The organism is Kitasatospora sp. NPDC030952 (genome assembly GCF_055571335.1).
This window is the reverse complement of record NZ_JBVIFM010000003.1, coordinates 313,629-340,587: the sequence shown is the minus strand read 5'-3', so window position 1 is coordinate 340,587 and position 26,959 is coordinate 313,629. Positions and strand designations below refer to the sequence as shown.

General features: G+C 75.4%; 19 protein-coding genes. 10 read left to right on the top strand and 9 right to left on the bottom strand.

Translation table 11 applies throughout. The features are described 5' to 3' along the window. Positions 1-67: 67 nt before the first annotated feature. From ACZ47G_RS09100 to ACZ47G_RS09080, 5 genes are all read right to left on the bottom strand, one after another. Positions 68-928, bottom strand: coding sequence for a PHP domain-containing protein (locus ACZ47G_RS09100; protein WP_465740780.1), 861 nt, complete (start codon positions 926-928; stop codon positions 68-70). Positions 929-986: 58 nt separating this feature from the next. Then, positions 987-1,625 carry a DUF6758 family protein gene (locus ACZ47G_RS09095; RefSeq protein ID WP_465740779.1) on the bottom strand — a complete coding sequence of 213 codons (639 nt, stop codon included), beginning with the start codon at positions 1,623-1,625 and terminating at the stop codon, positions 987-989. A 304-nt stretch (positions 1,626-1,929) separates the two neighbouring features. Beyond that, complete coding sequence (locus tag ACZ47G_RS09090; protein ID WP_188305309.1) at positions 1,930-2,088, bottom strand: hypothetical protein; 159 nt, start codon at positions 2,086-2,088, stop codon at positions 1,930-1,932. A 378-nt stretch (positions 2,089-2,466) separates the two neighbouring features. Then, on the bottom strand, positions 2,467-3,345 hold the full coding sequence (locus tag ACZ47G_RS09085; protein WP_465740778.1) for an alpha/beta fold hydrolase: 879 nt from the start codon (positions 3,343-3,345) through the stop codon (positions 2,467-2,469). A 140-nt stretch (positions 3,346-3,485) separates the two neighbouring features. Further along, a complete protein-coding gene (locus ACZ47G_RS09080; protein WP_465740777.1) occupies positions 3,486-5,516 on the bottom strand; it encodes a DEAD/DEAH box helicase in 2,031 nt (676 codons plus the stop codon). A gap of 699 nt (positions 5,517-6,215) precedes the next feature. Here ACZ47G_RS09080 and ACZ47G_RS09075 point away from each other — a divergent pair. Next, entirely contained in the window at positions 6,216-6,944 is a 729-nt protein-coding gene (locus tag ACZ47G_RS09075) for a ferritin-like fold-containing protein (protein ID WP_465740776.1), read from the top strand. An 11-nt stretch (positions 6,945-6,955) separates the two neighbouring features. Here the strand turns inward: ACZ47G_RS09075 and ACZ47G_RS09070 are convergent, their stop codons facing one another. The 3 genes from ACZ47G_RS09070 to ACZ47G_RS09060 form a co-directional block, all read right to left on the bottom strand. Further along, positions 6,956-7,282: a hypothetical protein gene (locus ACZ47G_RS09070; RefSeq protein WP_380463486.1), complete on the bottom strand. Its 327-nt coding sequence runs from the start codon at positions 7,280-7,282 to the stop codon at positions 6,956-6,958. 138 nt (positions 7,283-7,420) lie between these two features. Beyond that, complete coding sequence (locus ACZ47G_RS09065) at positions 7,421-7,648, bottom strand: DUF3107 domain-containing protein (protein ID WP_350506147.1); 228 nt, start codon at positions 7,646-7,648, stop codon at positions 7,421-7,423. Between the two features lie 164 nt (positions 7,649-7,812). Continuing rightward, a complete protein-coding gene (locus ACZ47G_RS09060; protein ID WP_380463488.1) occupies positions 7,813-8,454 on the bottom strand; it encodes a TetR/AcrR family transcriptional regulator in 642 nt (213 codons plus the stop codon). A gap of 219 nt (positions 8,455-8,673) precedes the next feature. On the opposite strand from ACZ47G_RS09060, the gene ACZ47G_RS09055 reads away from it, so the two are divergent. From ACZ47G_RS09055 to moeZ, 5 genes are all read left to right on the top strand, one after another. Then, positions 8,674-9,576 carry an alpha/beta fold hydrolase gene (locus tag ACZ47G_RS09055; RefSeq protein ID WP_465740775.1) on the top strand — a complete coding sequence of 301 codons (903 nt, stop codon included), beginning with the start codon at positions 8,674-8,676 and terminating at the stop codon, positions 9,574-9,576. Positions 9,577-9,932: 356 nt separating this feature from the next. Further along, entirely contained in the window at positions 9,933-11,729 is a 1,797-nt protein-coding gene (locus ACZ47G_RS09050; protein WP_465740774.1) for a DUF3492 domain-containing protein, read from the top strand. Then, positions 11,729-12,892 carry a hypothetical protein gene (locus ACZ47G_RS09045; RefSeq protein WP_465740773.1) on the top strand — a complete coding sequence of 388 codons (1,164 nt, stop codon included), beginning with the start codon at positions 11,729-11,731 and terminating at the stop codon, positions 12,890-12,892. Before ACZ47G_RS09050 ends, ACZ47G_RS09045 begins: the two co-directional genes overlap by 1 nt. Positions 12,893-13,045: 153 nt before the next feature. Then, complete coding sequence (locus ACZ47G_RS09040) at positions 13,046-14,035, top strand: NAD-dependent epimerase/dehydratase family protein (RefSeq protein WP_465740772.1); 990 nt, start codon at positions 13,046-13,048, stop codon at positions 14,033-14,035. Positions 14,036-14,264: 229 nt separating this feature from the next. Next, positions 14,265-15,443: an adenylyltransferase/sulfurtransferase MoeZ gene (moeZ, locus tag ACZ47G_RS09035; RefSeq protein WP_380463498.1), complete on the top strand. Its 1,179-nt coding sequence runs from the start codon at positions 14,265-14,267 to the stop codon at positions 15,441-15,443. A 120-nt stretch (positions 15,444-15,563) separates the two neighbouring features. Here the strand turns inward: moeZ and ACZ47G_RS09030 are convergent, their stop codons facing one another. Further along, entirely contained in the window at positions 15,564-18,317 is a 2,754-nt protein-coding gene (locus ACZ47G_RS09030) for a flippase-like domain-containing protein (RefSeq protein ID WP_465740771.1), read from the bottom strand. Positions 18,318-18,451: 134 nt separating this feature from the next. On the opposite strand from ACZ47G_RS09030, the gene ACZ47G_RS09025 reads away from it, so the two are divergent. The 4 genes from ACZ47G_RS09025 to ACZ47G_RS09010 all read left to right on the top strand — a co-directional run bounded on the left by ACZ47G_RS09025 (position 18,452) and on the right by ACZ47G_RS09010 (position 26,957). Continuing rightward, a complete protein-coding gene (locus ACZ47G_RS09025) occupies positions 18,452-18,829 on the top strand; it encodes an MGMT family protein (RefSeq protein ID WP_465740770.1) in 378 nt (125 codons plus the stop codon). An 83-nt stretch (positions 18,830-18,912) separates the two neighbouring features. After that, entirely contained in the window at positions 18,913-22,245 is a 3,333-nt protein-coding gene (locus ACZ47G_RS09020) for an ATP-dependent helicase (RefSeq protein WP_465740769.1), read from the top strand. Positions 22,246-22,352: 107 nt separating this feature from the next. Beyond that, on the top strand, positions 22,353-25,580 hold the full coding sequence (locus ACZ47G_RS09015) for a UvrD-helicase domain-containing protein (RefSeq protein WP_465740768.1): 3,228 nt from the start codon (positions 22,353-22,355) through the stop codon (positions 25,578-25,580). A 192-nt stretch (positions 25,581-25,772) separates the two neighbouring features. Beyond that, on the top strand, positions 25,773-26,957 hold the full coding sequence (locus tag ACZ47G_RS09010) for a PP2C family protein-serine/threonine phosphatase (RefSeq protein ID WP_465740767.1): 1,185 nt from the start codon (positions 25,773-25,775) through the stop codon (positions 26,955-26,957). Positions 26,958-26,959 lie beyond the last annotated feature (2 nt).

Here is a 26,959-nt window from a genome sequence, read left to right as displayed (position 1 = left end):
CGGACGGCCGCCCGCGCCCGCCCGGCCGCGCCCCGGTGCGCCGGCGGCCCCGGCGCCCCGCCCGCCCTCAGCGCTCGATCGGCTTCGCCCCGGTGGCCTGGGCGAGCAGCGCCTCGTAGACCTCGGGGTCGGTGGTGTGCTCGCCGAGCCGGACGGTCTTGCGGGTGCCGTGGTAGTCGCTGGAGCCGGTGACCAGCAGGCCGAGGTCGCTGGCCAGGCCGCGCAGCCGCTGCCTGGTCTCCTCGTCGTGGTCGGTGTGGTCGACCTCCAGCGCGGCCAGCCCGGCCGCCGCGAGGTCGGCGATCACCTGGTCCGGGACGGTCCGGCCGCGCTTGACCGCGCCGGGGTGGGCGAACACCGGCACCCCGCCGGCCGCCCGGACCAGCCGGACCGCCCGCACCGGGTCGGTCTCGTGTTTGCGGACGTCCGCCCGGGCGCCGTTGGCCAGCCAGTCGGGGGTGAAGGCGTCCGAGACGGTGGCCACCACGCCCGCCTCGACCAGTGCGCTGGCGATGTGCGGCCGCCCGACCGAGCCGGCCCCGGCGATCCGCTGCACCTGCTCCCAGCTGATGTCCGCGCCGAGTTCCCGGCAGCGCTCGACGATCGCCCGCCCGCGCCGGAACCGGTCGGTGCGCACCAGCTCCCGCTCGCGCGCGAACTCCGGCTCCGCGGGGTCGAACAGGTACGCCAGGAGGTGCATGCTGACGCCGTCCACCACGCAGGACAGCTCGGCGCCCGGGACGACGGTCAGCCGGGCGCCGTCCGGCAGCGCGTGCACCGCCCCGGCGGCCTCGGCGTGGCCGGCGACGGTGTCGTGGTCGGTGAGCGCGACCACGTCGAGGCCGGCGGCGACCGCCGCCGCGACCAGCTCGGCCGGGCTGTCGGTGCCGTCGGAGGCGTTGCTGTGGGCGTGCAGGTCGATGCGCACGGGGCGGACTCCTGGAGGCTCGTGGGGTGCCGCCCAGGATAGGCCGTTCGTGCGGCGGTCAGCCGAGCAGTCGGGGGGTGAGCGCCCCGCAGGGCAGCAGGCCGAGTTCGGCGCCGGCCTCGCGCAGGTCGGTGAGCACCAGTTCGTCGTACATCACCAGGGCGGACTGCTCGGGCCAGGCGACCGCCCAGAGCCAGAGCCCGCGGGCCTCGCCGACGAACACCGCGCGGTCGGCCGGGGCGTCCGGGACGTGGAACATCGGGGTGGGCCGCCCGGCGGCCATCAGCTTGGCGTCGGCGGGCTTGTACAGGCCGACCGAGTCGCCCGGGTCGGGGCCGGGCAGTCCGGCGTAGCGGGCGCCGAGGCCGACCCCCAGTTCCTCGGCGACCAGCACCAGTTCGCCGAAGCCGCCGAGCGGGGCGGGCCCGGAGCAGGCGACGGCGGTGGCCCGGGCGCCCGAGATGTCGTCGCCGACGTGGGCGATGCCGGTGTACAGCCAGCCGACCGGGAGCGGCCAGGGCAGCCAGACGGGGACCTGCGAGCGGGCGACGGCGACTCCGAGGGCTTCCACGCTCGGCGGCAGCACGGGCTGCATCGGGTGCACGGCTCCGTGTCGGTCGCATTGCCAGGTGTCCGCAAAAAGACCGGGGGCGCGGACCCGACCGGCGCACCTCGGGCAGCTTGGCTCGCCCCTCATAGCCGACAACGCTCCTCCCTCCGGACCGCCGCGTCAAGGACGATCACCCGTACGGACGGCTCGGCGGCACCTGTCGGTGGTGACGCCCGGCCGGCGCGGGTGGGTGCGCCGCGGGCGGCTCCCGTTGGGGGATGTCCCGTGGCGGGTGGCGGCAAACGTCCCGGGGCCGGGGCCGGACGCACTGACGCCCCGTCAACGGCGATCGCGGTGACGGGGCGTCAGTCGGGTATCGGTACGTCCGGATCGGACGCTGCCGGCTCGTCGGCGGCGGGTGGGGTCTCCCGGTCGGAGGCGCCGCGCAGGGTCAGACGGTCGGGCACGGGCGGATGAGCAGGCGTTCGCCGGTGCGGGCGGCGTCCTGGACGAGTTCGCGGACGGTCTCGGCGTCGGCTATCACGCGGTCGGTCGCGGAGCCGTTGGCGTCGTCCAGTCGGAGGATCTCGAAGCGCATGGGCTTGGTCATGGGCGTCTCCTTTCCGGGCCCCGACGGGCGGGGCGATTGCGGCTGAGTCGGTATCAGCCCTTTCGGGGTCTTGCGGATCCGGCGCTGCGGCCGGATCGGGCGGGGCGTGCGTGCGGCGGTCTGCTGCGGCAAGGGCTCCCCCTGCTTGCCTGGTGCGTCCAATGCCTCGTGAACCACGGTGCCGTGGCGGTGCTACTGGGCCGTTGCCCGTCCGTAACGTCCAGGTTTCGACTGATGGGCACCCCGATGGAGGCCGTCGATGAGTCCCGGACAGAATCAAAGATTACCGTAACTAACGAATTTTGTCCTGCGCCGAGGCCGGTGGAACCCCCGGAAGTGGTACAGACCACTCCCGAGCGGGCGCCGGTCGGGGGCCGATCAGGCCCAGAACGCGGCCAGCGCGTCGGCCGTGGCGGTCGGCCGCTCGGCGTTGGGGGAGTGGGCCGCCCCCGCGATGACCACCCGGCGGGCGCCCAGCCGCTCCGCCATCGCGGTCTGCCCCGGCACCGGCCAGGCGTAGTCCCGCTCGCCGGAGAGCACCAGCACCGGCAGCACGCCGGCGGTCACCGCGGCCAGCTCGTCCACCCGGTCCGGCGCGGCCATCAGGTGCGCGCCGGTGACGGCCAACGAGCGCGGCACGTTGGCCACCCAGCGGCGGTGCAGGAACTCCGCGACGTCCGGCGCCAGGGCGGGCCTGGGCTCCGCGCTGCTCTCGTCCAGCTGTCGCATGACCTGCCAGATCTCCTCCAGGCTCATCGCCGGCAGGGCGTCCAGCAGCAGCTTGGTCCGGGCCGCCTCGGCCGGGTCGATCGCCCCCGGGCCGGTGGCCATCAGGGTCAGCGAACGCCACGGCAGCGGGCCCTCGGCGGCGGCCGCGAGCACCGCCTCCCGGACCACCTGGCCACCGAGGGAGTGCCCCAGCAGGTGCACCGGCCCGCCCTGGGCGGCCAGCACCGCGGTCAGCGCCCGGACATCGGCGCCCAACTCCGCCACGGCGTACGCCGCCGGGTCGTCCGGCCCGCCGGTCTCGTACTGGCCGCGCTGGTCCACGGCCGTCACCCGGTACCCGGCCGCCGCGAGCGGGCCGAGCAGCGCGATGAAGTCCTCCTTGCTGCCGGTGAACCCCGGCACCAGCAGCGCCGACCCGCGCACCGGCCCGTCCGGCTCCGCCCGCAGCGCCGCGAACTCGCCGCGCGCGGTCACCACGCGCTCCGCGTGGGCGCAGCCGGGCAGGGTCAGGAACGGCGGAGTACTCATGAGCGGTTTCCCTCCGGGGCAGGCGACGCCCCGAGCCTATGCCGTCCCGGCACCCCCTCCCACCGGCCGGAACGCCCGGGAACGCCCGAGGGGGCGGACGGACCACGACGGTCCGGCCGCCCCCTCGGGGGTGGGGCCGGTCAGCCCTCCGGAGTGGCCTCCGGGGCGGCCACGGCCTTGCGGGTGCGGGTCCGCTTGCGCGGGGCCGGCACCTCGGCCGCCGGGGCCTCGGCGGCCTCGGCGGCCTCAGCGGCCGGGGCGGTCTCGGCGACGGCCTTCGGCTTGCGGGTCCGGGTCGCCTTCTTCGCGACCGGGGCCTCGACCGGGGCCTCGGCGACGGGGGCCGCCTCGACGGCCTCGGCGGTCTCGGCGACGGCCTTCGGCTTGCGGGTCCGGGTCGCCTTCTTCGCGACCGGAGCCTCGACCGGAGCCTCGACCGGGGCCTCGGCGACGGGGGCCGCCTCGGCGATCTCGGCGGTCTCGGCGACGGCCTTCGGCTTGCGGGCCCGGGTGCGGGCCGGCTTCTTCTCGGCCGGGGCCTCGGCGGGAGCCTCGGTCACCGCGGCCGCCTCGACGGCCTCAGCGACCTCGGTGACCTCCGCCTTGGGCTTGCGGGTCCGGGTGCGACGCGGCTTCTCCTCGGCCACCGGCTCGGCCGCGACCACGGCGGCCTCGACGACGGCGGCAGCCTCGGCCACGACCTCGGCCACCGGGGCGGCCTCGGCCGTGGCGGCGCCACCGCGCGAGCGGCGGCGGCGACGGCGCGGCGCGGTCTCGCCCTCGGCGCCCTCGACGGCCGGAGCCGCCTCGGTCACCGCGGCGGTGACGGCCGCCTCGCCCTCGGCGCCGATGTCCGTGCCACGGCGGGTGCGGCGGCGCTCACGGTTACGGCGAGGCTTCTCCTCCGCCGCCGGGGTCTCGACGGCCGGGCGGACCGGCCCGCTCCGCCCGCCGCGGCCGGAGCGGGCGCCCCGCCCGCCGGTCTCGCCGAGGTCCTCGATCTCCTCCGCGCCGAGCCCGGCCCGGGTGCGCTCCGAGCGCGGCAGCACACCCTTGGTGCCCGGCGCGATCTTCAGCAGCTCGTACAGGTGCGGCGAGGTGGAGTAGGTCTCCTCCGGCTCGTTGAACGGCAGGTCCAGCGCCTTGTTGATCAGCTGCCAGCGCGGGATGTCGTCCCAGTCGACCAGGGTGACGGCGGTGCCGGAGGCGCCGGCCCGGCCGGTGCGGCCGATCCGGTGGAGGTAGGTCTTCTCGTCCTCGGGGCACTGGTAGTTGATGACGTGGGTGACGCCCTCGACGTCGATGCCGCGGGCGGCCACGTCGGTGCAGACCAGGACGTCGACCTTGCCGTTGCGGAAGGCGCGCAGCGCCTGCTCGCGGGCGCCCTGGCCGAGGTCACCGTGGACGGCGCCGGCCGCGAAGCCGCGCTGGGTGAGCTGGTCGGCCACGTCGGCGGCGGTGCGCTTGGTGCGGCAGAAGATCATCGCCAGCCCGCGGCCGTCGGCCTGCAGGATGCGCGAGACCGTCTCGACCTTGTCCAGCGAGTGCGCACGGAAGATGTGCTGCTCGGTGTTGGCGACGGTCGCGCCGGTGTCGTCCGGGGCGGCGGCCCGGATGTGGGTCGGCTGGCTCATGTACCGGCGGGCGAGGTTGATGACCTGGCCCGGCATGGTGGCCGAGAACAGCAGGGTCTGCCGCTTGGCCGGCAGCATGGTGATGATCTTCTCGACGTCGGGCAGGAAGCCCAGGTCGAGCATCTCGTCGGCCTCGTCCAGGACCAGCGCGCGGACCTTGGACAGGTTCAGCTTCTTCTGCCCGGCGAGGTCCAGCAGTCGGCCCGGGGTGCCGACCACGATGTCGACGCCCTTGTTGAGCGCCTCGACCTGCGGCTCGTACGCCCGGCCGCCGTAGACCGCGAGCACGCGGACGTTGCGGACCTTGCCGGCGGTCTGCAGGTCGTTGGTGACCTGGGTGCAGAGCTCGCGGGTCGGGACCACGATGAGCGCCTGCGGGCAGTCGGAGAGCTGCTCCTCGGTGGCCCGGCCGGCGTCCACGTCGGCGCGCACGATGGCGCGCTCGATCAGCGGGAGGCCGAAGCCGAGGGTCTTGCCGGTGCCGGTCTTGGCCTGGCCGATGACGTCGTGGCCGGTCAGCGCGACCGGGAGGGTCATCTCCTGGATCGGGAAGGGATGGACGATGCCGACGGACTCGAGGGCCTCGGCGGTCTCCGGGAGGATCCCCAGGTCCCGGAACGTCGTCTTGATGGGTTCAGCGGTGGTGGACAGGGTGCTGCCTCTTCCGTTTTCGGAGGGGCCGAGAGCGAGCGGCGGGCGGGCAGCCGCGCGGCTGCGTACGGGCCTGGCGGCCCTGATGACAGCTGCGCGGACGCACAACCGCGCCGGTCCCTGCGGCCGGCCGGTGCGCGCGGCCCGATGGCGGGGCGCGTCGCCGGCGGCGTCGGGGAGGGTTTCCCGTGAGGGACCTGCGCGGGACCTCCGCCAGGTGGGCGTGGTCTCGGCGGCCCTCGCTCGGCCACTGATGCGGTGCCAAGGCTTGAAGTCCAAGCCATGGTCGGAGCCGATCGGCTCTCCGACCGGGCATCCGCGTACGTGAGTACCCGTGCCTCCGGTGCGGACACGTCCGAGGGGACGGTGCCACTAGGGAGCGGGCTCGTGCGGGCCACCGAGACGGCGGTGACACCGTGCGAACACGACGGGGCTCCGTACCACCATACAGTCAGGCGACGACTCGAACACGTGACGCGTCTGACATTGCCCCCGGTGACCGGCCCTCCACCGGCCGATCCGGCAGGTCACCCGGGTGCGGTCGGTGGTGGGGCGGCCGCCGCCGCGCGACTAAGGTGGCGGGTCATGGAGACCCAAGGTGAGACGCAGGACGGCGCGGGCGGCTCGATCGGCGACTGGGCCACGTGCTCGGCCGAACCGGGCTACCGCGCCGCGGTGCTGGACCTGCTCGGCGCGCTCGCGTACGGCGAGCTGAGCGCCTTCGAGCGGCTCGCCGAGGACGCCAAGCTGGCGCCCGACCTCGCCGACAAGGCGGCGCTGGCCCGGATGGCCTCCGCCGAGTTCCAGCACTACCAGCGGCTGCACGACCGGCTCGCCGAGATCGGCGCCGACCCGCAGGAGGCCATGCGCCCCTTCGTCGAGCCGCTGGAGCTGTTCCACCGGATGACGGCGCCCTCGGACTGGCTGGAGGGCCTGGTCAAGGCCTACGTCGGCGACGCCATCGCGACCGACTTCTACCGCGAGGTGGCCGTCCGGCTGGACGACGACACCCGCGAGCTGGTGCTCGGCGTCATGTCCGACACCGGCCACGGCCAGTTCGCCGTCGACAAGGTCCGCCAGGCCATCGAGGCCGACCCGCGGGCCGGCGGACGCCTCGCCCTGTGGGGCCGGCGGCTGATGGGCGAGGCGCTCAGCCAGGCCCAGCGGGTCGTCGCCGAGCGCGACGCGCTGTCCAACCTGCTGGTCGGCGGCGTCCAGGTGCAGGGCTTCGACCTGGTCGAGGTCGGCAAGATGTTCAACCGGATCACCGAGGCGCACACCCGGCGGATGGCCGCCCTCGGCCTGGCCAGCTAAGCCTCGATCCCTCAGGCCGGCCGGTGCCGCCGCGGTGCGCGGTGGGCGCCGGCCCGGTGCGGGTGGTGGCGGTGCGCCGGGGCCCGCCCGGCGGCGAGGTCCGGCCGGGCCAGCAGCGAGGTGAGCACCCCCGCGGACAGCGCCGAGAAGGCCACCGAGACCACCGGCAGGCGCCCGTCCAGACAGAAGTGCGCGACCACCCCGCCGAGCAGTGCCGCGGCCGTGGCCGTCCCCACCACCAGCGGGCGGGACGCCCGGAAGTACCCCGGCAGGCCGAGCAGCGCGGCCGCGGCCGCGGCCAGCCCGACCAGGGCGAAGACGATCGATTCGACCAGCATGGCGGCCTCCCCGGGGACGGGTGCGCGGCACCGGCGCCGCTCCTGTCGCCGTACCCAGGCCGACCAGGCCGTACACGCGACGGTGCCCCGCTCCCGGGTGGGAGCGGGGCACCGGTCGGACCCTCTGCGGGCGGCGCCTCAGGTGGTGCCGAAACCGACCTTGCGGGCGGCCTGCTCGCCGATCTCCACGTACGCCAGGCGCTCGGCCGGGACGATGACGCGGCGGCCGTGCTCGTCGGTGAGCGAGAAGAGCTTGGTGGAGCCCTCCAGCGCCTTCGCGACCGCGCTCTCGACCTCATCGGCAGTCTGCGAGCTCTCGATCACGATCTCGCGGGGCGCGTTCTGCACGCCGATCTTGACCTCCACGGCTTCCGTCCCTCCGGGGTTGCAGCCTCCACGCGCGGCCACCGGAGCGCCTGGGACAAGCGACCGCGGCGACCACGCCGTACGGCTTCACCATAGAGCACCCGATCACCGCTCAGGCGAAGCTCAGTGGATCGTCAGCGCTGAGCGGAACCCTGGGGCCCGTCTCAGGTCGCGAGGTCGCCCGGGTGCATCGGGAAGCCCTTCAGGCCCCGCCAGGCCAGGCTGGCGACCAGCCGCACCGCCTCGTCGCGCGGGATCTCCAGCCCCTGCGACAGCCAGTACCGGGCGGTGATCTGGGCCAGGCCGCAGACCCCGGCGGCCAGCAGCTTGGACTCCGCCTCCGGCAGGTCGGTGTCCTCCTGGATCACCTTGCTGACCAGCGTCGCGCTCGCCTCGGAGGCCCGCTCCACCCGCTCGCGCACGGCCGGCTCATTGGTCAGGTCCGACTCGAAGACCAGCCGGAAGGCACCGGACTCGCTGGAGACGTAGTTGAAGTACGCCTCCATCGTCGCGGCCACCCGCAGCTTGTTGTCGGTGGTGGTGCCCAGCGCCTCGCGGGTCGACTCGACCAGGGCGTCGCAGTGCTTGTCCAGCAGCGCCAGGTAGAGGTCCAGCTTCCCGGGGAAGTGCTGGTAGAGCACCGGCTTGCTCACCCCGGCGCGGTCGGCGATGTCGTCCATGGCGGCCGCGTGGTAGCCCTGCGCGACGAACACCTCCTGGGCGGCACCGAGCAGTTGTTCACGGCGGGCGCTTCGCGGCAGGCGGGCACCGCGCGGGCGCTCCTGCGCCTCCTGGATGGCCGTCACGGCGCTCCTCACTTCGGGGTTGATCGGGGCTGGCAAGAGGGCCGATTCTACTTTTCGGTAACCGCGTCGGCCCTCGGCGAACGCGAGAAAAGCTGCCCGCCCCCTTGTCAGGAGCCCACAATACGGCGCTGACCTCGGCGTCGGCAGTGGTGTGACGAGGGATCGGACGGCCGGACCACCCCCGCCGCCCCCGGCCGGGGCTCACTACCATCGTCCACCATGAGCAGCGCTGAGCAGCAGGTACGTACGGTCCAGGTCCCCGGCGCGGTGCTCGCGGTGCACCGGCCCGGCGGGGAAACCGGCACCGACGGGCGCGAGCCCGGGCTCTTCGTGCACGGCCTGGGCGGCTCGGCCGGCAACTGGAACGACCTGATGGACCGGCTCTCCGGCCTCGTCGACGGCGAGGCCGTCGACCTGCCCGGCTTCGGCCGCTCCGGCCCGCCCGCCGACGGCAACCTCAGCCTCTCCGGCCACGTCCGCGCCGTCATCGGCTACCTGGAGGCCGCCGGCCGCGGCCCCGTCCACCTCTTCGGCAACTCGCTCGGCGGCGCCGTCGCCGTCCGGCTCGCCGCCCTGCGCCCCGACCTCGTCCGCAGCCTCACCCTGGTCTCGCCCGCCCTGCCCGAACTGCCCCCGCAGCGCTCCGCCTGGCCCACCGGCCTGCTCGCCGTGCCCGGCCTGCCCGCCCTGCTGCGCCGGCTGCCGGCCGGCCGACGGGACGCCGAGGCCGCCACCGAGGACCTGCTGCGCCTGGTCTACGGCGACCCGGCCGCTCTGAGCCCGGCCGCCCGGGCCGCGGCGGTGGCCGAGTACCGGTACCGGCTGGAGCTGCCGCACGCGATGCCGGCGCTGGTCGGCTCGGCCCGCGGCATCGTCTCCGCGTACACCGAGCGCGGCGACCAGGCGCTGTGGCGGCAGGCCGAGCGGGTGGCGGCGCCGGTGCTGCTGGTGTACGGGCTGCGCGACAAGCTGGTCGGCTACCGCTCGGCCCGCCGGGCCTGCGCGGCCTTCGCCGACGCCCGGCTGCTGGTGCTGCCGGAGTCCGGGCACGTGGCGATGATGGAGCACCCCGACGCGGTCGCCCGGGCCGTGCGCGAGCTGATCGCGGCCGCCGCCCGCTAGGCCCTGTCCGGCCGAGCTTGCCGGGCCAAGATCGGCCGGACAGGACCTGGGGTCCGTCCGGCCCACCGCCGCAGCCCCCACCCGTCCGCGGGCGGGGGCTGCGGCGTATAGCGCGCGCCAACGGCCCGGTCCGGGCCGAGGTCACGGGGGTTCACTCGTTCAGGTGGCAGCCAGGCATGTGACCGATGGGCGGCCGGAAGCCGGTCCTACCGTTCTGCTGCCGGACCGAACAGGTGTGGGGGAGAGCCGCAGACACCGGACCACTGGGTGGGTGACAAGCGACAGCAAGGGTCCCGGCGTACGGCCCCGCGGCTCCGGTCGCCCCTGGGAGGGGCAGCAACCCTAGGAGGTCTCCCGTGCGCGTCGCCCTGCTCACCGAGGGTGCCCGCCCGCATCCCGACCGTGGCGCCGACCCGTGGTGCGACCGGCTGGCCGAGGGCCTGCCGGAGCACGAGTTCGAGCTGTACCTGCTCACCGGCCCGGACGGCCCCGGCGCCGCCGCCCGGCTCTCGCCCGCCTGGCACGGCGCCCGCGACCTGGCGCTGTGGGGGCGCCGCCCGCGCGGCCGGGCGCCCGGGGCGCTGCGCAGACGCCAGTACGCCCGGGCGTACGAGGAGCTGGTGCGGGCGCTGGTGATGCCGGGGGAGCGGGCCGGCTTCGGGGCCGGGCTGTACCGGCTGGCGGCGCTGGCCCGGGAGGCCGCGGGCACCCTGCCCGCCTTCCTCGCCTCCGCCCACGCCCGCCGGGTGCTGGAACGGACCTGGCGGCTGCCCGGCGCGGACACCTCGGCCGGACAGCCGCTGGTGTGCGACGTCCTGGTCGCCGCGGACCTGCTGGAGCAGTGCCTGCGCCCGCTGTCCGCGCCCTGGTACGGCACCGGGTCGGGCGGCCTCGGCGGCGCCGACCTGTGCCACGTGGTCGGCGGCGGCCCGGCCGCGCTGCCCGCCCTGGTCGCCCGGCAGCTGCACGGCGTGCCGTTCGTGGTCACCGAGCACGGGCTGCACCTGCGCGAGCAGTACCTCGGCTGCGCGCCCCGAGCCGAAGGGCGCGCCGGTGCCGAGAGCGTGGGCCCCTCCAGCCCGATGGCGGGCGAGGAGGGCGAGCGGCGAGCGAGTCACCGGGCGCCCTACCGGTGGCCGGTCCGGGCGCTGCTGCTGTCCTACTTCCGGGCGCTCACCGAGGAGACCTACCGGCAGGCCGCGATACTCACCCCGGGCAGCGCCCACGACCAGCAGTGGCAGCGCCGCTGCGGGGCCGATCCGGCGCGCACCCGGGTGGTGTACGAGGGCACCCCGGCGGTGGACCGCCCGGCCGCCGGGCCGGAACCGCGGCGGCCCACCCTGGTCTGGGCGGGAGCGCTGGAGCCGGGGCGGGACACCGAACTGATGCTGCACGCCTTCGCCCGGGTCCGCACCGAACTGCCCGCGGCCCGGCTGGTGGTGCACGGCGAGGAGGCGGCCCCCGGCTACCTGGCGCACTGCGCGGCGGTCGCCGAGCGGCTCGGGGTGGCCGCGGCGGTGGACTTCGCCGGGCGGCCCGGCTCGCTCGCCGAGGCCTGGCAGGGCGGCACGGTGGCGGTCTTCTCCGCGCTCTCCCAGCGCAGCCCCCGGCTGCTCGCCGACGCCATGCTCAGCGGCCGGGCCGTGGTGTCCACCGACGTCGGGGTGGCCCGCGAGGTGCTCGGCCCGACCGGGCTGCTGGTGCCCGCCCGCGACCCGGGCGCGCTGGCCGGGGCCTGCCTGGCGCTGCTGCGCGACGAGGAACGGCGCTCCCGGCTGGGCCTGGCGGGGCGGCTGCGGGCGCAGGAACGCTTCGCCGTCGAGCCGGTGATCGGTGCCTTCCGGGAGATCTACCTGGAGCTGGTCTCGCAGTACCCGGCCTTCCCCGTCGGCGGCGGCGCCGACGAGGACGGCCGGGCGCCGCGCCCGTTCGCCCGCCCCGCCGAGTACTGGCTCAGCGACGGCCCGCGCGGCGAGCGGGACGAGCGCGAGGGGCGGGAGGGGCAGGAGCGCGAAGGGCGGGGCGAGGCCGCCGAGGCCGTCACTCCGGGCCCGCGCCACCTCGCCGCGCTCCCGGTGCTCGCCGACGCCCCGGCCGCGGGCCGCCCCGATCCGGCGAGACCGGCCGGGCCGGCCCTCGCGGAGGCCGTCTGATGACCGGCCCGGCCCAGCCGCGGACCCCCGGCCGCGCGGAGGCGGGGCCCGCACCCCGGGCGGGCGCCGGCGGCCCGCGGACCGGCGCTCGGCCCGGCCCGAGCGCCGATCCGGTGCGCGAGGTGATGGCCGAGCACCGGGAGCTGTGCGAGCGCGCCGTCGACCCGCTGGAGATCGCCGCCGGGCTGGAGGAGGCCGGCTACGGCCCGGACGCCGCCGCCCGCTGCCGGCACGCCGACCTGTTCTCGCTGGCCGAGGAGCTGTACGCCCGGGTGCCCCGCCGGCCGCCGGCCCCGGAGCCGCCCGGGCCCCGGCAGTGCGGGGCCGCCGCCCGGGCGGCGCTGACCGCCGCCGCCCTGGCCGCGCTGCCCTGCGCCGGGGTGGTGGCGCTCGGCGCCCGGTGGCCGGTGCTGCTGCCCGCCGCCGTACCGCTGGTGCTGATGCCCGCCCTGACCGCCCCGGCCCCGGCCGAGCCCGGCCCGCCGCCGGGCGGACCGGCTCGCCCGGCGGCGCTCGGCCCGGCCCGTACACCGACCCGGCCGACGGGCTCCGGGCTGCGCCCGGCCGCCCTCGGGCAGGGGCTGGGCCTGGCCGCGCTGCTGCTGCTCCCGCTGGCGGCGCCGGGCGGGGACCGGCCGCTGGCCGCCGCGCTGGTGCTGGCCGCCGGGGTCTCGGCGGGCTCGGCCGAGCGGGCGGCCCGCTGGTACCGGCAGGTCGGCCGGGGCCACCTCGGGGCGGCCCGCACGCTGGCCGGGTTCCGGGCCCGGATGCGGCCGGTGCTGCCGGTCGCGGTCGCGCTGCACCTGGCGGTGCTCGGGGTGCTGACCTACGCGGCGCTGGCCGTCCTGGCGGTCGTCGCGCCGCGCCCCGGGCCCGGCCACGGCGGCGGGCTGCTGCACCTGGCCGCCGAGCGGGCCGGCCCCGCCGCGTGGGCCGCGCAGGGCGTGCTGGGCCTGCTGCTGGTGCTGCCCGCGCTGCTGGCCCGGTGTGGCCGGGCCACGGTCGCCGCGCTGGGCGCGGTGGCCGGGCCCGCCGCCACGGCGGTGCTGCTCGCCCTGGGCCGTCCCTGGCCGTCGGCCGTCCTGCTGGGCGGCGGCGCGGTAGCGGCGGTGCTGGCGGTCCACGGCGGGGCGGTGCTCGGCCGGGCCGGCTCGCACCGCTGAGCCCGGCCCGGCGAACCCCACCCGGCCGTGGACCGCCCGATGCCCCCCGATGAACCTCCGCTCGATGAACACCTGTCAGATCTCGTTCGCTGTTCTCGCTGTTTTCAGTCCGCCAGGTCGTCCCCGACCTCGCTTCGTGGAAGGACGCCCCCGATGAGGGTGCTGCTGCTGGGCGCCGACGGCTTCATCGGCCGCCGGGTGACCGATCGTCTGCTGATGGACCAGGAGTTGCAGGTGACGGTGCTCGGCCGGCGCGACTCGGCCGACATCCGCTTCGACCTGACCACCGGGAGTCCGGGCGCGCTGGCCCGCTTCCTGGACGCGGTCGCGCCGCAGGTGGTGATCAACTGCGCGGGCGCCACCTACGGCAGCTCGCGGACCCTGATCCGGTCGAACACGCTGGCCGTCGCGACGGTCTGCGAGGCGATCCGGCGCAGCCGGGAGCCGGCCCGGCTGGTGCACGTCGGCTCGGCCGCCGAGTACGGGCCGGTGCCCGGCGGGGTGCCGGTGTCCGAGCAGGCCGAGCCGCGGCCGGTCGGCCCGTACGGGGTGTCCAAGCTGGCCGGGACGGAGCTGGTGCTGGCCTCCGGGCTGGACGCGGCGGTGCTGCGGGTGTTCGACGTGGTGGGCCCGGGGGCGCCGACCGCCTCGCTGTTCGGGCGCCTGGCCGAGGGCCTGCGGCGGGCGCTGGAGCGGGACGAGAACCAGGTGCGGATGCCGGACCTGTCCGGATACCGGGATTTCGTGGACGTGCGGGACGTCGCCCGGGCGATCCAGGCGGCCGCGGTCTCGGCCGCCACCGGGGTGATCAACGTCGGCAGCGGGCACGCCGTACGGGCCCGGGACGCGGCCCAGCTGCTGGTCCGGGCCTCGGGCTTCGAGGGGGCGATCGTGGAGGAGAACCGGCCGGTCCTGCTGCCCGCGCAGGTCGGCGGGCCGGGCGGCGACCACCTGCCCGGCCACCACCTGCCCGGCCACCGCGCGGAGGGCCACCGGCCGGAGGGCCGGCCCGCCCCGGGCGAGCCGGTGCCGTGGCGGCAGGCGGACGTGCGCACCGCCCGTGACCGTCTCGGCTGGCGGACACAGGTGCCGCTGGAGGAGTCGCTCGGGGACGTCTGGCTGGAGACGGCCTGCCGGGTGTGAGTCGGGCGCGGGGGCGCCCCGGGCCCGCGATCACGGGCCCGGGGGGCTTCCGGGGGCCCGATGGGCGGTTCCACGATCCGGCGCGGGCCGTCTCGCCCACCGGACGAGCTGTCTCGGAATACCGGCGGGGCGTGACACTGTTGGCCTAGAGAGCCACCTGAGTGGCGGTGCAACAACCCCGTCCGAGGCTGGCCCTGGCCGCCTGAAGAAGACACCCATCGGAGTCCCCGTGTCGTTGCCACCCCTGGTCGAACCGGCCGACGAGCTCACCGTTGACGAGGTCCGCAGGTACTCCCGCCACCTGATCATCCCGGACGTCGGGATGGCCGGGCAGAAGCGGCTGAAGAACGCCAAGGTGCTGTGCGTCGGCGCCGGCGGCCTCGGCTCGCCCGCGCTGATGTACCTCGCCGCGGCCGGGGTCGGCACGCTGGGCATCGTCGAGTTCGACGTGGTCGACGAGTCGAACCTGCAGCGCCAGATCATCCACGGCCAGGCCGACATCGGCCGCTCCAAGGCGGAGTCGGCGCGCGACTCGGTCAAGGAGATCAACCCCTACGTCGACGTGGTCCTGCACGAGGAGCGCCTCGACAACTCCAACGTGATGGAGATCTTCTCCGGCTACGACCTGATCGTGGACGGCACCGACAACTTCGCCACCCGCTACCTGGTGAACGACGCCGCGGTGCTGCTCGGCAAGCCGTACGTGTGGGGCTCGATCTACCGCTTCGACGGCCAGGCCAGCGTCTTCTGGGCCGAGCACGGCCCCTGCTACCGCTGCCTCTACCCGGAGGCCCCGCCGCCGGGCATGGTCCCGTCCTGCGCCGAGGGCGGCGTGCTGGGCGTGCTGTGCGCGTCCATCGGCTCGATCCAGGTCAACGAGGCGATCAAGCTGCTGGCCGGCATCGGGGACCCGCTGGTCGGCCGGCTGATGATCTACGACGCCCTGGAGATGAACTACCGCCAGGTGAAGGTCCGCAAGGACCCGAACTGCGCCGTCTGCGGGGAGAACCCGACGGTCACCGAGCTGATCGACTACGAGGCCTTCTGCGGCGTCGTGTCGGAGGAGGCGCAGGCCGCCGCGGCCGGGTCGACCATCACCTCCAAGCAGCTCAAGCAGTGGCAGGACGACGAGGAGGACATCTACCTCATCGACGTCCGCGAGCCCGGTGAGTACGAGATCGTCAACATCCCCGGCGCGGTGCTGATCCCGAAGAACGAGTTCCTCATGGGCGACGCCCTGGAGAAGCTCCCGCAGGACCGGAAGATCGTGCTGCACTGCAAGTCGGGCGTGCGCTCGGCCGAGGTGCTGGCCGTGGTCAAGGCCGCGGGCTTCGCCAACGCCGTCCACCTGGGCGGCGGGGTGCTCGGCTGGGTGAACCAGATCGAGCCGCACAAGCCGGTCTACTAGACCGTCGGGACGTACGGGGAGGGCCCCACCGCGGACGAGCGCGGTGGGGCCCTCCCCGTACGTGCCCTCGGACCGTACGTGCCCTCGGGCCTCGTACGTGCGCTCGGACCGTACGTCCTCTCAGAGCGCCTGCCTGCGCTGCAGCACGTTGTAGGCGATCCAGCCCGGCAGCACCGGCAGCCAGAAGGTCAGCGCCCGGTAGAGGAACACCGCCGGGGTGGCGACCGAGGGGGAGACGTCCGCGACGGTCAGCGCGCCGATCAGGGCCACCTCGACCGGGCCGATGCCGCCGGGGGTGGGGATCGCCGAGCCGGCCGCGTTGGCGGTCAGGAAGACCACCGCGACGGCCGAGAAGCTGACGTCGCCGCCGAAGGCCTGCACCGAGAAGTCCAGGCAGGCGGTGAAGGAGAGGGTCAGCAGCAGGATGCCGCCGAAGCCGGTGACCAGCTTGCTGGGCGTCTGCATCAGGTCGAGCATCCGCGGCACCACGCCGAAGAACAGCGAGCGCAGCCGGCCCAGCACGAAGCGGCGCAGCGGCGCGACCGCGGCCACCACCAGGGCGAGCACCGCGGCGGTCAGCACCCCGATGATCACCGCCCGGGAGGCGGAGAGGTCGCCGTTGGTCTGGCTGCCGGTGATCAGGCCGAAGCTGAACAGCAGCAGCAGGTGCCCGGCCAGGCCCGCGAGTTGGGAGGCGCCGACCGAGGCGACCGCCTGGCCGGGGCGGATGCCGGCCTTCTGCAGGTAGCGGGTGTTGAGCGCGATGCCGCCGATCGCGGCGGGGGCGACCAGCTTCACGAAGGAGCCGGCCAGCTGGGCCGCGACGGTGCGCCGGAACGGCAGCCGCTCGGGGACGAAGCCGGTCAGGCTCATCGCGGCGGCGACGTAGCTGAACGCGGCCGCCAGCAGGGCCGCCGCCGCCCAGGCCCAGTTCATCTGGGAGAGCTTGAGCTGGGCGGGCTTGATGGTGGTCAGCGCCAGGTAGGCGGCGAAGGTGAGCGCGATCACCATGATCAGGCTCTTCGGCTTCAGCCGTTCCAGCTTGGCCGGCTCCATCGGCGCCTCGGGGGCGATCTGCAGGATCTGGCCGCGGATGCGGCTGAGCAGGTCCTCGCCGGCCACCGCGATGTCCTCCTCGGCCTGCTCCTGGGTGCGCTCGCCGGCCGCGACCTGCTCCAGGGCCCTGGCCCGGGCGGCGGCCTTGCGCTCCTTGGTGAGCTTGGCGAGGTCGACCCGGGTGGAGCGGCTCATCCCGACCGGCTGGAGCAGCGGCAGCGCCTGGGCGACCCGGTCCGCGCCGAGCACCGCGTTGGCGGTGGCGACGGCCCGCTCGGGGCCGATCCGCAGGGCGAAGGTGGTGAGCAGCTGGGCGACGTCGATGCGCAGGGTCAGGTCGGTGGCGGCGATGTCGCCGCCGGACAGGTTGACCAGGCAGGCGGTGGCGTCGTCCACCACCAGCAGCGACTCGCCGGTCAGCCGGCGGTGGGCGATCCGGCGCTCGTGCAGGGCGGCCACCGACTGCCACAGCGAGGCCATCACCCGGTCGGTGACCTCCTCGTCGGCGAGCTCGTCGAGCGTTCGGCCCTCGACGTTCTCGTACACCAGGATCGCGGCGTCCGGGCCCAGCTCGGAGGTGGCCACCAGCTGCGGCGCCCGGGCGCCCGAGGCGGCCGCCGCGTACGCGATCAGGGCCTCCTGCTCCAGCGCCTGGCGCAGCGACTGGGGGCTGCGGCGCACGGCCACCGAGCGCAGCCGCAGCCGGCGCCAGGCGCGGTAGAAGAAGCCGGAGGCCTGCTGCTCGCGGTCGATGATGTGGACGTCCAGCGGCGGGCCGTCCTGCTGGGTGACGTAGTAGCGGCGGGTGCCGCCGGGGGCGTCCGGGGCGCGGTGGGCGCCGTCCGGGGTGAAGCCGACCTTGCGCAGGCCGATCATCAGGTGCTGGCCGGTGGGCCGGATGTTGGGCGAGCCGATCGCGTACAGCGTGCCGTAGGCGACGGACCAGCCGATCAGCACGGTGAGCATCAGCGACAGCGGGGTGGTGTAGCCGCCGAGCAGCTCGGTGATCCCGCTGAAGACCACCACCACCCACAGGGCCACCCGCCAGCGCGGTCTGCTCGACATGCCGACGGCGGTCATGTAGGCGATCACCGGGGCGAGGTAGCCGTGCACCGGGTCGGTGAGGGTGCCGTTGCTGTCCATCGGCAGCCGGGTCAGGGCGTCCCGGATGTGCTCGGAGGCGCCCTCGGCCACCCACCAGTCGATGCCCAGCGAGACGCCGTACGCGAGCACCGAGGCGAGCACGCCGTCGGCGACCCGCAGGCCGTCGCGTTTGATCAGCCGCTCGACGGCGAAGGCCAGCGGCACCGCCAGCACCGCGACGCTGGAGACCAGGCCGGTGATGGTGGAGAGCACCGCGGAGAAGTGCGGCGCGTTGGTGGCGATGTCCTGCTCGATGCCGGTGGTGGTCGAGGTGGCGATGCCGGCCAGGACGAAGACGGCGACTATCCCGAAGACGCCGGCCAGGAAGCGGATCAGGTCGGACGGGCGGTGCGCGCGGGCGGCGAGCAGCGGCTCGTCGACGTCCAGGTGCGGGGCGTCGTCCAGCGGGTCGTGGTACTCGGTCCGCGGGGCCGGCGGCGCCGGGGCGGGCGGCTCCGGCACGGCCGCGGGGGCCGGCTCGGGGGACGTCTCCGGGGACGTCTCCGGAGACTTCTCGGGCGTGGGGGTCTTGATCGTCAGGTCCTTGATCAGGGAGACTTCCGGCGTCGGCCCGCTTCCGGGCCGCCCTTCGGACTCGTCACCGGGCGCCGGGGGCACGGCAGAGCCGGACTCGTCGGAGTCCCTGTCCACGCCCACGTCAGCCGTCCCGGTCATCTGGTCTTGTCCTCGTATCACCACTCACCGCCCCGAAGATGGTGGCATGCCCCGACCCCCCGTGCTGGACAGGGGCCGGATCGGGCGCGGCGGGTCGTTCGTACGGGGCTTCGCGCGCGTCCCTGTAAGGAAGAATGCCGCAGGTGACGGACGTAACAGACGACGGCGTCCCGGACGCCCTACCACCGTTCGCCGAACTCGTGCTCGACCTGACCGAGCGGATTCCACCCGGCCGGGTGATGACCTACGGCGACGTCGCCGAGTACCTCGGCCAGGGCGGCCCCCGCCAGGTCGGCCGGGTGATGGCCCTGTACGGCGGCTCGGTGCCCTGGTGGCGGGTGATCCGCGCGGACGGCCGCTTCCTGCCCGGCCACGAGCACCGCGCCCTCGCCCACTACGGCGAGGAGGGCACCCCGCTGCGCGAACTCGCCGACCCGCCCCGGGTCGACCTCAGACGGGCCCGCTGGGACGGCGAGGAGATTCCACCGAACCGTCCGCGCGGACGGGATTGACGGGGCAGGATCGTAGGCTCGATGCGGGCGGGCCCTCCGCGGGCCACCCCGGCCATGCCCCTCCGCACAACCCCAGGACGTTCGTGAGTTCCCCCTACCGGCTCGTGCGCAGCCCGCTCGCCCAGCCCGACCCGCCCGCGCTGGACGCCTACCAGCGCGCCGTGGTCGAGCACACCGGCGGCCCGCTGCTCGTCCTCGCCGGACCGGGCACCGGCAAGACCACCACCCTGGTCGAGGCGGTCGCCCGGCGGATCCAGGACGGCACCGACCCCGAGCGGATCCTCGTCCTCACCTTCAGCCGCAAGGCCGCCGTGGAACTGCGCGACCGGATGTCCGGCCGGCTCGGCGGCACCGCCGCCGCCCCGCAGGCCACCACCTTCCACTCCTTCTGCTACGCCCTGCTGCGCGCCCACCAGGACCCGGAGGACTACGCCGAGCCGCTGCGGCTGCTCTCCGGCCCCGAACAGGACGTCATGGTCCGCGAACTGCTGGCCGGCGGCGCCGAGGACGCCAAACTCGGCCTGAGCCGGATCGCCTGGCCGCTCGACCTGCGCGCCTGCCTGACCACCCGCGGCTTCGCCGACGAAGTCCGCGCCGTCCTCGCCCGCAGCCGCGAACTCGGCCTCGGCGAGGCCGAACTCGAACGCTTCGCCCAGGGCGTCCAGCGCCCCGACTGGGCCGCCGCCGCCCACTTCCTCGCCGACTACCTCGACGTGCTCGACCTGCGCGGCGTCCTCGACTACGCCGAACTCGTCCACCGCGCCGTGCTGCTCGCCGAACGCCCCGAGGTCGGCGAGGAACTGCGCCGCCGCTACGAGGTCGTCTTCGTCGACGAGTACCAGGACACCGACCCCGCCCAGGTCCGGCTGCTGCGCCAGCTCGCCGGCGGCGGCCGCGACCTCGTCGCCGTCGGCGACCCCGACCAGTCGATCTACGCCTTCCGCGGCGCCGACATCAACGGCATCCTCGACTTCCCCCAGGCCTTCCGCCGCGCCGACGGCACCCCCGCCGAGGTCAAGGTGCTGCGGGTCTCCCGCCGCTCCGGCGCCGTCCTGCTCGCCGCCTCCCGCGAACTCGCCCGCCGGATGCCGATGGGCCGGCTGCCCGCCGACAAACTCGCCCAGCACCGCGCCCTGCTGCCCTCCCGCGAGGGCGGCCGGGTCGAGGTGTACACCTACCCCACCCCCGGCGCCGAGCTCGACTCGATCGCCGACCTGCTGCGCCGCGCCCACCTGGAGGACGGCGTGCCCTGGGGCGAGATGGCCGTGCTCGTACGGGCCGGTGCCCGCTCCATCCCCGGCGTGCGGCGGGCGCTCGGCGCGGCCGGCGTCCCGCTGGAGATCGACGGCGACGACCTGCCGCTGCGCGAGGAACCCGCCGTCGCCCAGCTGCTGCTCGCCCTGCGGGTCTGCGCCGAGCAGGCCGCCCGCGACAAGCAGGTCCTCCTCGACACCCCCGGCCCGGACACCCCCGACCCGCTCACCACCGACCTGGCCCACACCCTGCTCACCGGCCCGCTCGGCGGCCTCGACGGCTCCGACCTGCGCCGGCTCGGCCGCGCCCTGCGCGAGGAGGAACGCGCCGCGCTGCGCGCCGACGGCCGGCCCGCCGCCGCCCCCCGCCCGGCCGGCGAGCTGATCCGCGAGGCCCTCGCCGAACCCGAGCGGCTGATCGCCCTCGACCCGGCCACCGCCCGCCGCGCCCGCGACCTCGGCACCCTGCTGCGCAAGGTCCGCGAACTGCTGGCCGGCGGCTGCACCGCCGAGGACGCCCTGTGGGAACTCTGGGACGGCAGCCGCCGCTGGCGCGAACGCCTGGAACGGGCCGCCCTGCGCGGCGGCGCCGCCGGCCGCAACGCCGACCGCGACCTGGACGCGCTGTGCGCCCTGTTCGAGACCGCCGCCCGCGCCGAGGAACAGGTCACCGGCCACCGCAGCGCCCTCGACCTGCTCGCCGAACTCGAAGCCCAGGACATCGCCGCCGACACCCTCACCGTCCGCACCGTCCGCCCCGAGGCCGTACGGCTGATGACCGCCCACCGCTCCAAGGGCCTGGAGTGGCGCGTGGTCGTCGTCGCCGGCGTCCAGGACGGCCTCTGGCCCGACCTGCGCCGCCGCGGCTCCCTGCTGGAGGCCGACCGGATCGGCCGCGACGGCCTCGCCGAACCGCTCTCCCCGGCCGCCCTGCTCGGCGAGGAACGCCGGCTCTTCTACGTCGCCGCCACCCGCGCCAAGGAACGGCTGATCGTCACCGCCGTCAAGGCGCCCGCCGACGACGGCGACGAACCCTCCCGCTTCCTGCGCGAGCTCTACCGCGAGGACGTCGACCCCAGGACCGGCAAGGTGGTGCGCCGCACCCCGCCGGTCACCGTCGAGGACGTCACCCACCGCCCGCGCCGCCCGCTGTCGGTGGCCGCCCTGGTCGCCGAACTGCGCGCCGTCACCGTCGACCCCGCCCGCTCGCCCGAACTGCGCCGCGCCGCCGCCGAACGCCTCGCCGTCCTCGCCGCCGCCTCCGACGAGGACGGGCTGCCGCTGGTGCCCGCCGCCCACCCCGACCGCTGGTGGGGCCTGGACGACGCCACCACCGCCCCCGAGCCGCTGCGCAGCGCCGACGCGCCCGTACGGCTGTCCGGCAGCGGCCTGGAACAGCTGGAGAACTGCTCGCTGCAGTGGTTCCTGGACAAGGAGGTCAAGGCCCGCGGCGCCGGCAGCGCCGCCCAGGGCTTCGGCAACGTGGTGCACGCCCTCGCCGACGAGGTCGGCTCCGGCCGCACCCCCGCCGACCTCGCCGTCCTGATGGCCCGCCTGGATACCGTCTGGGACGCCCTCGCCTTCGACGCCCCCTGGAAGTCCCACCAGGAGAAGACCGAGGCCCGCGCCGCCCTGGAGCGCTTCCTCAACTGGCACGTCCTGGAACGCGGCCGCGACCTGGTCGCCACCGAGCACGGCTTCGACGTCACCCTCGACGTCGGCGGCGTCTCGGTGCGCATCCGCGGCTCCATGGACCGGGTCGAGAAGGACCGGGCCGGTCGCGCCTACGTGGTCGACTTCAAGACCGGCAAGCAGATCCCCACCGACAAGTCCATGCCCGAGCACAAGCAGCTCGCCGTCTACCAGCTCGCCGTCCGGGCCGGCGCCCTCAACGAGCTGCCCGGCTTCACCGAACACCCCCCGGCCACCGGCGGCGCCGAACTCGTCCACCTGCGCGAGGCCGCCGCCAAGGCCGACCCGGACGCCCCCAAGGTGCAGCGCCAGGAACCGCCCGAGGGCGACCCGTGGATCGAGGACCTGCTCGCCAAGGCCGCCGGCAAGGTCCTCGCCGAACGCTTCGTCCCGCAGACCGGCGGCGGCTGCGACCGCTGCTCCTTCCGCCGCAGCTGCTCCGCCCAGCGCGACGGGGCGCAGCTTCTGTAACTCGCCCGCTCGCCTCCGGGCGGCTCTGTTCCGCTCGGGGTGGGGAGTAGCCGGGGTCACGGCGACCGGGCGCCCGGCCTGTCGGTTCCGCCGGTTACGGTTGCGGGGTGACCGCCGTGCTCAGCCATCCCGACCAGCTCAAGGAGCTGCTGGGCATCCCGTTCAACCGGGAGCAGATGGCGGCCATCGGCGCCCCGCTCGCCCCGGCCGTGATCGTGGCCGGCGCCGGCTCCGGCAAGACCACCGTGATGGCCGCCCGGGTCGTCTGGCTGGTCGGCTCCGGCGCGGTACGGCCCGAGGAGGTGCTCGGCCTCACCTTCACCAACAAGGCCGCCGGCGAACTCGCCGAACGCGTCCGCACCGCCCTGCTGAGGGCCGGCGTCGCCGACCGGGACGACACCGAACCGCTCGGCGAGCCCGAGATCTCCACCTACCACGCCTTCGCGGGCCGGCTGCTCAAGGAACACGGCCTGCGGATCGGCATCGAACCCGACGTCCGGCTGCTCGCCGACGCCACCCGCTTCCAGCTCGCCGCCAAGGTGCTGCGCACCGCCCGGGGCCCCTTCCCCGCCCTCACCGGCACCTTCGCCAACCTCGTCGCCGACCTCACCGCCCTGGACGGCGAACTCGCCGAGCACCTGGTCGAGCCCGCCACCCTGCGCGCCCACGACGAGGAGCTGCTCGACACCCTCGCCACCGTCAAGCTCGGCAACGACGACCTGCGGGCCGTGCCCGCCACCGCTCGCGCCCGGCTGGAACTGCTGCGCCTGGTCGAGGACTACCGCCGCCGCAAGCAGGCCGCCGGGCTGATGGACTTCGGCGACCAGATAGCCGCCGCCGCCCGCCTCGCCCAGCAGCGCCCCGAGGTCGGCGAACTGCTCCGCGGCCAGTACCGGGTCGTCCTGCTCGACGAGTACCAGGACACCTCCGTCGCCCAGCGCCTGATGCTCGCCGGCCTGTTCGGCGCCGGCCCCGACCACAAGGGCGGCGGCCACCCGGTCACCGCCGTCGGCGACCCCTGTCAGGCCATCTACGGCTGGCGCGGCGCCTCCGTCGCCAACCTCGACGACTTCCCCCGGCACTTCCCCCAGGCCGACGGCCGCCCCGCCGACCGCTACGCGCTCAGCGAGAACCGCCGCAGCGGCGGCCGGCTGCTCGCCTTCGCCAACGAACTCGCCGCCCCGCTGCGCGCCATGCACGAGGGCGTCGAGGCGCTGCGCCCGGCCCCCGGCGCCGAACTGGACGGCTACGCGCGGGCCGCGCTGCTGCCCACCCACGCGGAGGAGATCGACTGGCTCGCCGACTCCATCGCCCACCTGGTGCGCACCGGAACCGCGCCCGGCCGGATCGCCGTGCTGTGCCGGGGCGGCGCGGCCTTCCCCGACATCCACGCCGCGCTCGTCGCCCGCGAGGTGCCGGTCGAGGTGGTGGGTCTCGGCGGGCTGCTGCAACTGCCCGAGGTGGCCGACCTGGTGGCCGTCTGCGAGGTGCTCCAGGACCCGACCGCCAACGCCGCCCTGGTACGGCTGCTGATCGGCCCGCGCTGGCGGATCGGCCCGCGCGACCTCGCCCTGCTCGGCCGGCGCGCCGCCGAACTGGTGCGCACCGAGCGGCCCGAGGGCGTCGAGGCGCTGGCCGCGGCCGTCGCCGAGGCCGACCCGACCGAGGTGGTCTCGCTGGCCGACGCGGTGGAGACCTTCCTGACGGCCCCATCCGGTGGGGAGGGCGACCAGCCCGACGACCTGCCGTTCTCCGCCGAGGCGAGGGTACGGCTGGCCCGGCTGGCCGCCGAGCTGCGCGAGCTGCGCCGCTCGCTGGCCGACCCGCTGATGGACGTGCTGCACCGGGTGCTGACCGTCACCGGTCTGGAGGTCGAACTCGCCGCCTCCCCGCAGGCGCTGGCCGCCCGCCGGCGGGAGACCCTGCACGCCTTCCTGGACGTCGCCGCCTCCTTCGCCGACCTGGACGGCGACCCGGGCCTGGCCGCCTTCCTCGGCTTCCTGCGCGCCGCCCAGGAGTACGAGCGCGGACTGGACAGCAGCCTGCCCGGCGGCGAGGACACCGTGAAGGTGCTCACCGCGCACAAGTCCAAGGGCCTGGAGTGGGACGTGGTGGCCGTCCCCGGCCTGGTGAAGGGCGCGTTCCCGTCCGGCTCCCCGCGCGAACGCTGGACCAGCACCAAGCGCGTGCTCCCGCACGCCCTGCGCGGTGACTCCGCGACCCTGCCCGACGTGCGGGGCGGCTGGACGTCCAAGTCGATGGCCGCGTTCAAGAAGGAGCTGGCCGAGCACTCGGGCACCGAGGAACTGCGCCTGGGCTACGTCGCGTTCACCCGGCCGAAGTCCCTGCTGCTGGCCTCCGGGCACTGGTGGGGCCCCAGCCAGAAGACCGTCCGCGGCCCGTCGGTCTTCCTGGAAAAGCTGCGCGCGCACTGCGAGCAGCCCGGCGCCGGCGAGGTCGAGCACTGGGCCGAGCAGCCGGAGAAGGGCGCCGGGAACCCGGCGCTGGCCGCCGCCGTCGAGCACACCTGGCCGCTGCCGTTGGACCCGGCCGCCCAGCACGCCCGCCGCCGGGTCGCCGAGGTGGTCCGGCGCCGGCTCGCCGGGGCGCCCGCAGGTGATCCGGAGCCGATGGCCGTCGAGGACCAGCGCCAGGTCGCCTCCTGGGACCGCGACCTGACCGCGCTGCTGGGGGAGTTGGAGCGCTCCCGGCGGACCGCCCGCGAGGTGCCGCTGCCGGCCGCGCTGTCCGCCACCCAGCTGCTGCGGCTGGCCGCCGACCCGGACGGCTTCGCCCACGACCTGGCCCGCCCGATGCCGCGCCCCCCGCAGCCCGCCGCCCGGCGCGGCACCCGCTTCCACGCCTGGGTGCAGTCCCGGATCGAGCCGCTGCTGCTGATCGAGCCCGGCGCGCTGCCCGGCGCCGACGACGACGGCATCGAGGACGAGCAGGACCTGGAGCGGCTCAAGGAGGCGTTCCTGCGCACCCCGTACGCCCAGCGCCGGCCCTACCGGGTGGAGGCGCCGTTCCAACTGGTGCTGGCGGGGCGGGTGGTGCGCGGCCGGATCGACGCGGTCTACCGGGACGGTGACGGTGTGTCGGAATCCGGTGGTGCGTCACGCTACGAAGTGGTGGACTGGAAGACCCATCGGGAGGAGACCGCCGACCCGTTGCAGCTCGCGGTCTACCGGCTGGCCTGGGCCGAGTCGGCGGGCGTCGATCCCGAGCAGGTCACGGCGTCGTTCCTGTACGTCCGCAGCGGGCGGATCGTCAGACCGGAAGGACTTCCCGACCGAAAAGAGTTGGAACGGCTCCTGATCGGGAACAGTGACTAATGAGTCACGCAGAGCACCCGAGTCATCGCGCCGACGCCCGAAACCTGTGCGTCGTGCACGTTTCGCGCCTATTGTGGGGTCGGTAACCGGTCAACCCCGTGCTCCGGCCGCCAGCGAGGCCCGTATTCCCTGACCCTCAGTCATCACCGCAGGTGCCCCCGGCATCGGCGTCTTCTGCTGGAGAGACCGAAGTTGAGCGCGACCGGATGGATCAGAGAGCGGTTCACCGGGCCGACCCCGGGACCCGCTCCGGGCACGACCGGCACCTGGCCGAGGACGGCGCTCGCGCTGCCCTTCCTCGGCATGGCGCTGATCGTCGTCCTCGACTACCTCAGCGGCACCGAGGTGACGGTCGAACCCGCCCTCACCGCCGTACCCGCACTGGCCGCCGTGGTCAGCCGCCGCACCTGGTACCCGCTCGTCATCGGGCTGTGCACCGAGGCGGCGGCCTTCCTGATGGCCTTCCGCAGCGACGCGCTCGGCGAGTCCGTGCACGCCGCCAGCGTCATCGCGATCCTGCTGGTCGCCACGATCGGCTGGGTCAGCGCCACCCTGAGACTGCGCCAGGAACGCGCCCTGGCCGACGCCCAGCTGGTCGCCTCGATCGCCCGGCGGGTCCTGCTGCGGCCCGTCCCGGAACGGGTCGGCAGCGTGCGTGCCGCCGTCCACTACGAGGCCGCCGCGGCCCACGCCCGGATCGGCGGCGACCTGTACGAGGTCGTCAACACCCGGCACGGCGTACGGGCCGTGGTCGGCGACGTGCGCGGCAAGGGCCTGGGCGCGGTCGAGACCGCCGCCGCCGTCCTCGGCGCCTTCCGTGAGGCCGCCCACCAGGAGCCCGCCCTCGACCGGGTGGCCGGCTGGCTGGCGGTCAGCCTGGACCGCGCCCTGCACGAGAACGACCACCCGGGCGTGGAGGAGGAGTTCGTCACCCTCGTCCTGATCGGGGTCGGACCGGACGGCACCGCCGAACTCGTCAACTGCGGCCACCCCTCGCCGCTGCTGCTCCGCGACGGCCGCGTCCAGCCGCTCGAACTCGCCGAGACCGTACCGCCGTTGGGCGTCCTCGACCCGGCCGACGTCCGCCCCCCGGTGCACCGGGTCCCGCTGCACGGCGACGACCGGGTGCTGCTGTTCACCGACGGGGTGATCGAGGCCCGGGACCGCTCCGGTGCCTTCTACCCGCTCGCCGAACGCTTCCCGCACTGCGCCGACGGCCGCCCCGCCGACGTCCTGCAGCGCCTGCACGAGGACGTGGTGCGCCACGTCGGCCGCCAACTCGGCGACGACGCGGCCATGCTGCTCCTCCAGTACGACCCCACCCCGCCCGCCCTCGCCCACCTGCCCCAGCAGGCGGGCGTCCTGACCAACCGCTGACT